Consider the following 13,555-nt stretch of genomic DNA (forward strand, 5'->3'; position numbering starts at 1 on the left):
CGATTGGAGAGCAACCTGATCAGCCGAAAATTACTTCACGACAACTATTTTCCCTGACACAGTCACTTCACTATTTCCCTGCTGCCTGATGACGGCTTTGTAAAGATACAAACCAGACGTCTCAGGCTTCCAATACCAATCATTTGCAGCCGCAGACGGCGTAAAATCATGTTTGCCGCGAACATTTCCTGTTAAATCGTAGATCGTATAAGTGATTGCCTGCAAGTTACGCGCGTCATAACCCTCCGCATGGAAGCGTACATAATTCGTAGCAGGATTTGGACTTGACACAACTGTAATATTTGCGGGTGCGTCAATTTTGAATTGCATTTGAAAAGCATTTAAACTGCTCGCCCCCTGCGCATCTTTTGAATTAACGAGGATTGCATAATCGCCAGGCCCTAAATCAGAAGCATATGTGGCCTGAAATGAACGATCCGATAGCTGTTCCAATGTAACGTCAGACATATTTAACCGGACAAAATCACAGGAATTGTCAGCACAAGACTTGATGAAGATTTCCAGCAATGCTGTGTCCATTGGCATAAATCTATCGTCGGACAGCACGAAGCTTATTTTTGGGCTTGGAGAAACATTCTCTCCATTCTGAATTGTGCGACCGTCAACGAGCACGTCCAGAATCGGTGGAACAATGTCTTTGATCGTTTCAGCTGGATAAAGAAACTGGTCTTTGGCCACATTCCAGTCCACAATCAATTCCGCTGAATTGTTGGACTTGCTCAATTCAACAAGCAAATTTTCAGGATCGATTTTGGCTTCAACTCTTTTCAAATTCTGCTTGTTAGGGCTCACAATGTAGATCGTATCCTGATTTGATACGGCCTGGATCGTTTCCACCTTTGTAGTCTGGCTGCCATCCTCATAAAAGTATTTAACCTGCAGACTGACCTTCTCATCCTTATTATATCTTCCCTGATTCCTTACAATCAATGCCGTTTTCAAAGTAGTCGAGTTCTGAATCGTTTTGGACGGCGATTCAGAAGACAACAGAATGCTTTCATTAGCTCTAAAAGAATAATCAGGAGAACTTACACTGATCATATGCAAAGCCGGATCACCCTGAAGCAAAGCCTGGTGCACATTACCAATGTCAAACGCGCTGTAACCCGTAGCAAAAATCCGCTTCGCCACTTCTCTCTGCACATTTCCAATGGATAATCTGGATGTCTCGCTATCAACAAAAAGCGCCGTGTACAATTGTTCCAGGTATTTGCTTGTAGACGAGACATAAGTGTCAAAAGTGTTCGCAATGATGGCCACCGTCCCTCTTTTTGGTGCAAGAATCCAGTCCAGTGAAAGCGCGATACGGTCCGAAGCAGAAGGGCTTGGGTTAAATCTTCCGCTGAAAACATTTCCAACTCCGCAACCATTGAAATACATTAATGGATATTTACCCTGATTGCTATACGCCCGTGCTGCATCCGTAACGTAACCAATGTCAAGGTCCGTCACAGTTGTGGATCCGTGGCCGAAATAGGTTAATAACCCCACACCTGCATTGATTTCCGGCGTAATGTTCACGGATTCAACTTCACCAATTCCCTGCTGTTTTACAAAAGGCTTGACAACCGCACCCGTGTAACCTTTCTCCGCCAAAGGTGCCAGGCCGGAAAGAATGTTTTTCAATTGTGTGATTTCCTGTGCAGATTTTCCACCATTAAGGTGAAGCACGTTCTTCTGCCAGCTCATATCCTTATCGCTCGCAGCCTCAAATTCCTTCACCTTGTCCAGATAATCGTAAATATGCTGATTGGTCAACGCAGATAGGCGACCAATTGGAATTGCAGGCGTTTCGCGCGGACTTCCTGCCAACCCTTCCACAAGCAACAAATCAGATCCCGGAAAGCCAATTGTAGGCACTTCATTGGGCAACTCTCTGATCATTCTCTCATTAAAGGCGATCGATTTTCCAATCAAAAACAGGTGCTTATCCTTATTGTTATCGGACAGCATATAATCCACAAAACGCCTGATCCCAACCGGACTTGGCTCACCAAAATTGAACTGATTATAAATGTCCCTAATGTTGGCTACCAAAGTTTTGTGATTCCCACCTTCCTTTGACGCACGGTATTTCGCATATGCCGCCGCTCCTTCTGCAAGATTATCGCTGGTGATAATGATATAATTATAGTCCTTGGGCACAGGCTTTTGCCATTCTACTGCTGTAACGCTGGTTTTTGCCATAGCAACTGTCTCATTTGTCACATATAATTCACTGCCTACGCCCGCTTTTGCAGGAATCATTAAGCTGTTGTTTTTACCGGTTATTACTTTGGGAACATCACGATCGGTAATGTCGTAAATGGCGCTTCCCGCTGCGACATTAGCAATGGATAAACGGGCCCATCCGGTGCTTGCACTTTTTAGATTGAAAGTGTAAGATTTGTTTTCCCCTAATGTTAAATTCTGAGGATAAGTGATTGTATAGTAAGCCAGTGAATAACGATCTCTCGTGTCCGTGCTAACCGATTTAAGAGAAATAATCCCTTTGCCGTCAGCATTCAGGTCACTCTCTTCCAATTGGAAAGTGTAAATCGAAGCTGTGAAATTTGTGTTTGGAATTTTATGTACCAACCGCAGCGATTGTTCCGTTTTTCCAACCGAAACTTCTACATTCCGGGAGCTGTTGCTGCGTCCGTGAATCATCAGCTTTACGGTCGGCTTTTGCGGAAGAGCCTGCGGTTCTGTTGAGCAGCTGAAAGTTGTAATTGGTCACTTTTCCACCCAACACCGTAACGCCCGTTTTACTGGCGCCATTTTCAAAAAAACTATTAAAAAACTCTGCTCTGATCGAGCTGAGCGTGCTTAATGAATATTCGTTGCGGAAAGAAGTTACATCCGTTTGAGTGTGTGAAGTTGTTAGTTTAACATTCTCATCGGCAGCCTGATTAACAACCTGCGCCCGCAGCCCGTTGCTGTCTCCTACTGTAAGGAAATATGAACTTTCGTCTGAATAAATGCTCGTATAAGGATTGAGCCTGCCACTCATTGGCCTGAAAAGCAATGAATCAATAGCGCCGTCATTCGGGACACCGTAAAAAGTGATTTCATTGTTGCTTGTACTAATGATTGCAACCTGCTTGCCGCGATGCCACATTTGAATTTTAGCAGGCGCATTTACTGGAAAACCCGTGGGAAGGGCAGCGAAAGGAACTTTGTGAATTCCCTTTTTGGCAACAGCAATTTTTGCGTAGGGTTTGCCGTAAGTGATCCAGCTATTGTTATAAGGAGGCCCCACTGCGCAAAAGCGCTGAGGGGGCCACACAACAATATGGATGACAGCAAAAAAAGAAGGAGGTAATTTTTTTTGCAATACATATCGAAAAAAGCAATTTATAGTGTGAGTTCTAATGTGATTTTGACAAAAGGTTTTTAGTATTTAATGACCTTCTTGATAAACTTGTCACCATTCACCGTGATGATTTCAATCAAATATTCACCGGCAGACAAATTCTGCAGATTCACGCGCGTTCCAGCCTCATTGCGGCGCAGCACTTTTCCATTCGCATTGATCAGATTCCAGGATTTGATCGCCACCGGTGCTTTCAAATCGATGTCAACAAAGTCGGTTGTCGGGTTAGGCGAAACGGACAATGTGCTTGTGTGATTTCTGTTAACAGAAACGATTGATGATGTTGTGCTGATTCCCGGTTTGGTTTGGCCACCAACAACTTCGTCCAAATCAACTTGCGTTAAGCGATAATAACTTGTGCCGTCCAATGGATTGGAATCGATAAAGCTGTAAGCATATTCTGTATTTGAATCGCCTTTGCCTTCTACCCTGCCGATGGATTCGAAATTTCTTGCATTATAGCTTCTCTCAACAACGAAATGGCTGTTATTTTTTTCAGAAGCCGTTTTCCATGTTACTTCCACTTTATCTACACCATTTACCTTGGCATCAAAAGAAACCAGATCAACCGGAAGCGCACCTTCGTTGATCAGAATGCGTAATGCAGGGTCGCCTTGCAACAAAACCTGGTGAATGTTAGCACGATCCGCATCATAATAAGCAGCAACACGGCCGTTTTGCAGCGCATTGTAAGTGTAACCTTTGACGGCTTTTGTCTGAGCGGCAACATCTCTCAATATCTGACCGATTGTTCCACGCTGCGAATCGTTTTTTGAAAAGATCAAAGGATAAACGCGGTCCAGATATTCGTTGGAAACACTTGCATAAGCATCCCAGTCATTTCCGAAAACTACGATCGCTCCTTTACCCGGTGCCAGTAGCCAGTCCAGAGACATGGGTCTTGAAGAACTTTGGTTAACTGTTTCTGCAAAAAGATCGCTGAAAACATTTCCTACACCGCAGCCATTGTAAAACAACACGGGATATTTTCCGGCATTATTATAGCCTTTATCCGGATCTGTCGCATAACCAGCATTTAAGTCGGTCCGATATGTGGAACCATGACCAAAATAACTAACCATTCCCAATCCCTTCACAGCTCCGGCTCCGTTAAGCTCCGTGGCAATCGAGATTGGTTCCTGAACGTCCTCGGGAATTGACTTTACTTTTTTCACGATAACTCCTTGAAACGGTGCATTTGTAACCGCATTTCCAATCGAGGAAAGATAACCTGAGAACTGATCAATTTCGAGCTGGTCTTTACCACCGCTCATATGCATGACATTCTTTCTCCATAAAAGATCTTTTTGAGACTCATATGTCTTGATTTTGGCAAGATAATCTGTCACATGCGTTGGCGTAATCGCTGAAATGCGGCCTACTGGAATAGTTGGAACATCTTCCGGCGTGCCTTTAAGTCCGTCCACCAAAAGCATATCTGAGCCTGGGAATCCAATGGTCGGCACTTCTTCATTCAGCTCTTTAACGACTTTGTCAGGACGCGTCACTGACTTTCCAATCAGCAGCAAGTATTTCTCCTTATTGTTATCCGAAATCATGTAATCAACAAAGCGACGAATTGCAACCGGACTTGGCTCACCATAGTTGAATTCGTTATATATGTCTTTGATTTTCTTAACCAAAGGCTTATATGCTTTGCCTGGGGAATCATTTTGTCGATAGTCTGCATATGTCTTGGCTGCACCGAAAAGCGCCTCATTAGTGACCACCAGATAATCGAAATTGGCAGGCGTTGTTTCTGTAAATTCAACCGTTGAAATCTTTCCATTAGCAACCACTGTCGTTTCATTAGTAGCGAGCAATTTCAATGGATTAGCATCACGCGTCACCATGAAGCCGGAAGCAGCTCCCTGGATAACCCTCGGCTGATCGACTTTTGAAATGTCGTAGAAAAGGCTGGAAGCAGCAGGAGAACCAATAACAATCCTGGATTTTGAACCGGCACTTACAGCAGGGAAATTAAACTCGTACGAGTTAAGGCCTTGCATGTTAACGGTTTGATCATAAGTGATCGTGAAGTAGGAAACCGAGAAGAAGTTCTGTGCGACTGTTGCTCTGAAACCAAATATTCCGCCATTGGCATCATAATCTGCGGTTGTCAGTGGAAAATTGACTTCGAGCAGCGCAAATTCAGAAGTTACTGCGGTTGTAACCGGACGCAAAGTGGCGGGGGTTTTCCCTACAAAAATTTCAGCCTGAGCGCTTCCGTAACGACCGCTTAGCAAGATCTTTACATTGGGCACCGCATTGTTATAAACGTTTTTAATGCTGAAACTAAATGGCTCCGGAACATATGAATTCGTATAATTGATCGACTTAGGGTTCGAAGTGTGCGTGGTCCCCAAGGCGTTTGCGATTGGCATCCGGCTTCCCGTTCCCGTTTTACCCTCTTCAAAATAACTGTTCAATGTTGTAGGCCGCAGCGAATAAAGCGTTGTGTGCGTGTATTCGTTCTGATAAGTGCGAAGCTCCGTCCTCACGTGATATTCCAATGCTGCAATTGCATTGTCGACCGGCGTATTTTCAACCGCAGCGCGCGCGCCATTCGATGTTCCTATGGTCAGGAAATAAGCGCTTTCATTTGAGAATGTGCTGAAATAAGGATTTTTTCTGGATGATGGCAAACGGTAAAGCAACTCATCGGAAGCTCCGTCATTGGGCACACCATAAAAAATGATCTCATTTGCATCCGCTTTGATCAGACTTACTTCATTGCCGCGATGCCACAACTGCAGCTTGGATTTATCAGCACTCTGAAATTCGGCCGGCAGCGAACTGATCGCAACCTTATGAATGCCCTTTGCATTAACACCGATGCGCACCCATTTCTGGGAATATTTGCCCTGCAACCACTCATTCCCATTTACACCGCTCCATTTTTGGGCAAACGCACTGCTTCCCAATTGAAGCAGGATAATGTAAAAAAAGACATGTTTAAGAAGAAATGTAGAATTTTTAAATCTCATATACCAACCGTTATTATAGTGTAACTGAATCTGTTTTGTTTGTTGTGAACGATAAAACTGAACATTTATTTAGTGTAACAAATTTACAATTATTTGAAAGCCGAACAAGTTCGGTTCAGATTTTTACAGATTTCAGCTAACTCCTTCGTCATACTAGTTCTAATTAGTCAACGATTAAAATGTTATGGGCATGATTTTTTCGTGTTACGACCAAAACGTGATTATATTTGCCCGAACGCGAATCTAATAACTTAAACAACTTTAAATATGATGAAAAAACTAATTTTCTGCGCCTGGATAGCTATAATCGGAGTATCGCTTGGTTGCGACGGAGACAAAGGTGATGTTGGACCGGCAGGACCTGCGGGCCCAGCGGGACCTGCTGGTATGAAAGGTGACTCCGGTGTTGCTGGTGAAGATGCATTGGGTGCACACGTTATTACAACCCCAGCTGTAAAATCTGACGGCGGCGGTTACACATTTGGTATCAGTAACCTGACACCGGCAGATACAACATTCCTTAGCACTTGCGGTGTGTTCGTATATGTGAAGAGCCAAAACTGGTGGTGGTCATTGCCAGGAGTTGTTGAGTTTTCTGCTGGAAAATCTACGACATTCAACTTCAAGCAATCGCTTCGTAACGGAAGAACATTTTTCGTAGACATCAGACCGGTTAGCTGGTCAGAAGATCAACCGACTGCACCGGACCGCACGTTCGAATCCATTCGTGTGGTGCTTGTTCCTACCGAGTCATTCAGACGCACAAGTGCTGAGATCGATTGGAAAGATTATAATGCTGTTGTAAAGGCGTTGAATTTGAAAGAATCTGATTTTATCAAAGCAGATTTGTAAAAAATTAGTTTTAGAAAAAGAGAGCTGGCTACATTTTTGTAGTCAGCTTTTTTTGTGGCCGTTTTTAAACCTTCCAAGTTTTAATTGCCCCAAATCAAGAACTTGTAACCCGCTATAACTTTTATTTTTTAAATTAAACTATTTTCGGGTTGAAAGGTGTTGTATACACTGTAACAATTAATTTATTGTACTATTCGGGGCAATACACCCCTTCAACATACCATTTTTTCTTCAATGATTACCAAAAAATCTTCAAAAACGATCTCCCCTGATGTTGTTTTGATTGGGGCCGGTATCATGAGTGCAACGTTGGGCGTTTTGCTGAAAAAACTCGAATCCCGCGATCACGATCTCGATTTTCGAAAGACTGGATAGAGTTACAGCTGAGAGCTCCGATCCTTGGAATAATGCAGGAACGGGACATTCCGCTTTCTGTGAATTGAACTACACACCGCAACTGGAAGACGGAACCGTTGAAACAAAGAAGGCGATCAAAATTGCAGAATCGTTTGAAGTTTCAAAGGAATTCTGGGCTTACCTTGTTGAAAATGGCATTATAGAATCGCCTGATGCATTTATCCACAACATTCCACATTTGAGCTTTGTTTGGGGAAATGACAATGTCGAATATCTCAAAAAGCGCTACGAAGGTCTGACGAAACATCACCTGTTTCACGGGATGGAGTTCACCGAAGACAAAAACGAGATCAGCAACTGGATTCCGGTGGTAATGCAAGGCCGTAACCCAGACGAGAAGGTGGCAGCCACGAAAATGGAGCTGGGCACGGACGTTAACTTCGGGACGCTTACCAAGTTCATGTTTGAATATCTGGAACAGCAGGAAGGCGTTGCATTATATCTGAATCATGAAGTGGATGATTTTGAGAAGAAAAAAGACGGCTCCTGGGTCGTTGAAGTGAAGGACCGTGCAACCCGCAAAACGACCAAAGTACAAACGAAATTTGTATTCATCGGAGCAGGCGGTGGTTCATTGCCCCTGCTTGAAAAATCTGATATTCCGGAAGGAAAAGGCTTTGGCGGCTTCCCTGTGAGCGGTCAGTGGCTCGTATGCAACAACCAGGAAATCATTGAAAAGCATCAGGCAAAAGTTTACGGAAAAGCTTCTGTAGGCTCTCCGCCGATGTCTGTTCCGCACTTGGACACGCGCATGATTGAAGGCAAAAAAGCACTCTTGTTCGGACCATATGCTGGTTTTTCAACTAAGTTTTTGAAAAACGGTTCGTTCCTGGATTTGCCATTGTCGATTAAGCTCAATAACATTCGTCCGATGCTGGCAGCGGGAATTCACAACATTCCTTTGACCAAATATCTGATCGATCAGGTGAGACAATCGCCGCAAGACCGTTTGGAAGCATTGAAAGATTATCTGCCAGAAGCGAAACTGGAAGACTGGGATCTTGAAACTGCGGGACAGCGTGTTCAAGTGATTAAGAAAGATAAGAAAGTAGGCGGCGTGCTCGAATTCGGAACTGAAATGGTTACTGCCGCGGACGGCTCATTGGCAGCATTGCTAGGCGCATCTCCGGGCGCATCCACATCGGTTTCCATCATGCTCGAACTGATCCATAAGTGCTTTAAAGAAGCGAAGTCAGAAGAATGGCAGGCCGAATTGAAAAAGATTATCCCTTCTTACGGAAAATCTTTGGCCAAAGATGCAAAGTTAGCCGCCAAAACGCGTGCATGGACAACAGAAGTGCTGCAACTCGGCGCTTCTCACTACTCGGAGGAGCTGACAACCTGAAACACTATTGTCGCTTTCAACTTGGTGACATTATATTAATTATAGCAAAAAGCCTTGGAAGAAATTCCAGGGCTTTTTCAGTGTACGTACCGAATATTCATTGCCCGCGACCGCATGCTCATCGCTTTGATCAATAAGACAGAATCTCATCCATATTGGACGACAGTATTTATGAACTATCCACCAAAATCATGAGAAAACACATATTATCAAAGCTCGCATTCTCAGCAGCGCTTCTTTTCGCCAGCCAGGCATCTTTCGCCCAAAACGTAGGCATCAACACAACCCAACCAGACCCCAGCGCCGCACTCGAAATTGTAGGCACCGACAAAGGTCTGCTCATCCCCCGCATTTCGCTCCAATCGCTAACAGATAACACCACAGTTCCCAATCCAGCAACGGCGCTGCTGGTTTACAACACGAATGCAGGTTTAGGGAAATCAGGGTTTTACTATAATGCAGGAACGTCAGCTAACCCATCATGGAGCATGGTAGGCGGCGGCGCCAGTTTGTCGCTGCCGTTTTCACAATTATCTACGCATAGCGGTCCATTATTCCTTATCAATAACCAGGATGCTAATGAAAATTCAGTCGCAATAAGCGGCCTTGCAGCGAATGCAATTGGTTTGAGAGGTGCAACATTATCGGGAAGAGGAATCGTTGGACACGCCGCTTCGACCGGAACAGGCGTTTTCGCATCAGCAGCAAATAAAAATGGCAAAGCGCTTGAAGTAAGTGGCCCAATCACAATTGCAGGCCCAGGACAATCTCCGGGAAATGGAAAAGTGCTTATGTCGGATGCAAATGGGAATGCTACTTGGGAGAATATTTCTGGGAATGTGGCTTTTCGGGCGAGTGGGGTGCAGGGAGGGGGAAGTGATGTTATCGCTGACGACGGTATACCAGTTAAAATAGCGTTTGCTGGGCAAAATTACGACTTGAATAACAATTATAATGATGTGAATGCTACTCCTCATAGCACTTTTATAGCCCCAGTCGACGGCATTTATCATTTTGATGTCAAAATTGGATTCCACAATTCAATTGGCAACGGAAATGATCATGAATTTTACGATCACTCTTTGATGCTTGTTTTGACTAGAAACGGTGTATCCTCCGTAATTGCAGAATCAAGAGAAACAAACCTTATATTTTCATCGATTTCGATGTCCACAGATATTCAGTTGGTATCTGATGATCAACTCCATGTCGAGATAAAAATGACAACTCCAATAGATTTCAATCAAGCAGGAACACTGATCACAGCTTTTAAGGACTCTTTCTTTAGTGGTAGATTGCTTTTCAAGTTGTAACAACAAATAAGATATTTCAAGTAATTCACACGTTGCGAAAAAACGGAATTAATTAATTGGATAACATCAGCACAATACTAATATAAGTGCACCTTATCAACAGCGACATAAAGTTTTGCTTTTATAACTTCAACATTCCTCGTTGACCCTCGATTAGCCAAGCATACCTATCAAACCTAGTCCCGGAACATATCCGGGACTTTTTTATTGTGTAATACCGTGATTCTTGGAAAATAAAACCAGCACTTTTTCTTAAATAATTGGAGCTTAATGAAAAGACGTATACATTTGTCTACTAAACCCATAGATTAAAGCATTTTACATATTTCTACATTTATGAAAATCGTCTACCAAGCCGCGAAGCTTGCCCTCTTTATTTCGCTTTTTATTCCTCTCATCACTTTCGGACAAGGCAACAATTTTATTGAAATCACCGGGAAAATTGTCGACAAAACAGACAAAAGCGCTTTGCCGGGCGTAAGCGTGGTGATCAAAGGAACCGTTACGGGCACCACAACCGAAGGGGACGGCAGTTTTAAGCTGCGTTCCAAAGCAAAATATCCATTTTCACTTATCATTTCCAGCGTCGGTTTTCAGACTCAGGAATTTGAAGTTACAGGACCCGGTTCGGACCTGAATGTAGAGCTTGTAACGCAGACACAACTTGCGCAGGAAATTGTCGTAACAGCTTCTCGGGTTGAAGAAAGTATTCTGAAATCCCCCGTTGCGATCGCTAAACTCGACATTCGTGCGATCCGCGACTCACCTTCTCCGTCGTTTTATGATGCGCTGGAAAACGTGAAAGGCGTTCAGATGACAACATCGAGTCTAACATTCAAAATACCAAATACACGCGGTTTTAACATTCCAAGTAATTACCGTTTCATGCAGCTGGCTGACGGAATCGATATGCAGGCTGCAACTTTGGGTGTCCCTTTGGGCAACGCAATTGGGCCAACTGAGCTTGACATTGCAAGTGTTGAAATCACGCCTGGCGCAGCCTCTGCACTTTACGGCCTCAACGCAATCAACGGAATGTCGAACCTTTTGACCAAAAGCCCCTTCTTTTACCAGGGTCTGAGCGTTTACCAAAAAACAGGTGTTAACCACGTCGGCGGCACAGGTCGTGATGCCAGCATTCTGACTGAAACTGCAATCCGTTATGCCAAAGCATTTAACAACAAGTTCGCTTTCAAGGTCAATTTCGGCTATATGAAAGGAACGGACTGGCTTTCGGACACGCGCCTTGACCAAAATCCGAATAACCTGAAAAGTGCGAACCCTAATTATGCTGCGCTGAACGGCGCTAACAATGTTGCATTTGACGGCTGGAACAAGTATGGCGACGATGTGCTTGCAGGAAGTAACACGGTTTCGGTGAGCGGACTGACGATCAACGGCAAGGCAAATCAGACATTGAACGTGGCGCGTACGGGATATTGGGAAAAGGACTTGGTTAGTCCGAATGTTGACAACCTGAAATTTGACGCTGCTTTACATTATCGATTGAGCGATCAGGCGGAGATTTCTTATAGTTATCGCGTAGGAAAAATGGATGGTGTTTTTCAACGTGGAAATAAGATCCAGCTTGACAATGTGATTGTTCAAAACCATAAAATTGACCTGAAAGGAAGTAATTTTCTTGTAAGAGCTTATATGTCGATTGAAGATTCGGGTGACTCATTTAATGTAAAACCGTTGGCTGACAACATGGATTTGTCAACTGGCGGAAGCGGATCGACCTGGGGCACGGCTTACAAAACGGCCTTAAACACATACGCGGAACAAAAGGGAGGCGCACTTACAGATGCAAACCTAGCCGCAGCAACGCAATATGCTCGCGAAATTGCCGATGCAAAACGGGCCGTTCCAGGAACAAAGGCCTTTGACGATCAGAAAGCATTGATCCGCAGCATTAACAACTGGGACATTAAATCATCGACCATTCCTGACGCGCCGGTTTCGGGAGGTGCAGCATTGATCCAAAAAAGCCATTTATATCACATTGAAGGCCAGTGGGATCTTTCTAAATACACAAAAGTTTTTGACTTGCTCATCGGCGGTGATGCGCGTGATTATCAGATTACACCGGACGGAAACACATTTGTAGATTTTTCAAGACCCATCGCGGATCGTGGCAAGCAGCTTGAAGACGGCACTTTCGGAGATAAGATCAATTACAAGAAAATCGGTGCATTTGCGCAGGTGACCAAATTGTTTTTTAAGGATAAATTGAAAGTGTTCGGATCGCTGCGTTACGATTACAACCCTGAGTTTGACCCAAAAATGACGCCACGTTTGGCAGCAGTTTACTCGCCGACGGTTAACAACAACTTCCGCGTAACATATCAGCAGGGCTATCGCTTCCCCGGGCTTTTTGAAGCACTTTCTTATGTAAATAATGGTCGTGTGAAGCGTGTAGGCAGTTTGTCTTACATTAATGAAGGACTTGGTTACCTCGACAACAGTTACACGCGTGCATCGGGTGTGAACTTCAATGCAGCTGTTAATGCGGCTGTTGCGGCTGGCGCCAATCGCAATGAGGCCGCTTTGGCAAACCGGAATTTGCTGGTAAAGGCTCAATTGGAAGAGGGCCGTCCGGAGCAAATTCACTCTTATGAATTTGGCTATAAAAGCGTTTTTTTGAATAATACATTGGTTTTTGACCTGGACGCTTACACCAACACATATGACGGTTTCCTAGGTCAGGTTCAGGTGGATGTGCCAAGAGGCCAAACTGTGGGAAGCGACGCGGCGGTGTTAGCAATGCTGGACGCTAATCGGGATGCAGGCCAGGACCGTTACCGGGTTTATACCAATGCAAAAAACAAATATCGCAATTACGGCTCGTCGCTCGGACTAACTTATAATTTTTACAAAAACTACACGGTTTCGGGTAACACAAGCTTTAACAAGATCAAAACTAACGCAACAACTGACATATTCGTGACGGGTTTCAACACACCGGAATGGACGGCTAATGTTCAGTTTGGCAACCGCCAGATCGTGAAAAATCTTGGTTTCAGCGTTGTTTACAGATGGCAACAGGAATTCCTTTGGGAAAGCCCGCTGGTGAATGGTGCCGTTCCTGCGATCCACACATTTGACGCGCAGGTTACTTACAAAGTGCCTCAGATCAAAGCGAGCATTAAGGTCGGAGGAAGCAATATTTTTAACAGAAACTACATTCAATACGCAGGCGGACCGACATTAGGCGGCCTGTATTACGCAGCCCTTACATTTGATGGATTGTTAAACTAAGGTT

Annotated in this window: 6 protein-coding genes and 1 pseudogene; 4 read left to right on the top strand and 3 right to left on the bottom strand. The window is 44.2% G+C overall.

The features are described 5' to 3' along the window. Positions 1–30: 30 nt before the first annotated feature. From porU2 (AC0IYG_RS18980) to porU2 (AC0IYG_RS18990), 3 genes are all read right to left on the bottom strand, one after another. Positions 31–2,670 (bottom strand): putative type IX secretion system sortase PorU2, encoded by a 2,640-nt coding sequence (gene porU2, locus AC0IYG_RS18980; RefSeq protein WP_471712662.1) that lies wholly within the window; start codon positions 2,668–2,670, stop codon positions 31–33. Then, complete coding sequence (locus AC0IYG_RS18985) at positions 2,588–3,262, bottom strand: hypothetical protein (protein ID WP_471712663.1); 675 nt, start codon at positions 3,260–3,262, stop codon at positions 2,588–2,590. Before AC0IYG_RS18985 ends, porU2 (AC0IYG_RS18980) begins: the two co-directional genes overlap by 83 nt. Before the next feature lie 134 nt (positions 3,263–3,396). After that, positions 3,397–6,363: a putative type IX secretion system sortase PorU2 gene (gene porU2 / locus AC0IYG_RS18990; RefSeq protein WP_471712664.1), complete on the bottom strand. Its 2,967-nt coding sequence runs from the start codon at positions 6,361–6,363 to the stop codon at positions 3,397–3,399. 267 nt (positions 6,364–6,630) lie between these two features. Between porU2 (AC0IYG_RS18990) and AC0IYG_RS18995 the strand changes: the two genes are divergently transcribed. The 4 genes and pseudogenes from AC0IYG_RS18995 to AC0IYG_RS19010 all read left to right on the top strand — a co-directional run bounded on the left by AC0IYG_RS18995 (position 6,631) and on the right by AC0IYG_RS19010 (position 13,551). Further along, on the top strand, positions 6,631–7,215 hold the full coding sequence (locus tag AC0IYG_RS18995) for a hypothetical protein (RefSeq protein WP_471712665.1): 585 nt from the start codon (positions 6,631–6,633) through the stop codon (positions 7,213–7,215). Positions 7,216–7,449: 234 nt separating this feature from the next. Beyond that, a pseudogene (locus AC0IYG_RS19000) lies at positions 7,450–8,977 on the top strand (malate:quinone oxidoreductase). Positions 8,978–9,132: 155 nt separating this feature from the next. Then, the gene (locus tag AC0IYG_RS19005; RefSeq protein ID WP_471712666.1) at positions 9,133–10,290 is read left to right on the top strand and encodes a hypothetical protein; all 1,158 of its coding nucleotides are present in this window, start codon (positions 9,133–9,135) and stop codon (positions 10,288–10,290) included. A gap of 336 nt (positions 10,291–10,626) precedes the next feature. Then, on the top strand, positions 10,627–13,551 hold the full coding sequence (locus tag AC0IYG_RS19010) for a TonB-dependent receptor (protein WP_471712667.1): 2,925 nt from the start codon (positions 10,627–10,629) through the stop codon (positions 13,549–13,551). The last annotated feature ends 4 nt before the right edge of the window (positions 13,552–13,555 follow it).

Source organism: Dyadobacter sp. AC419 (genome assembly GCF_979253085.1).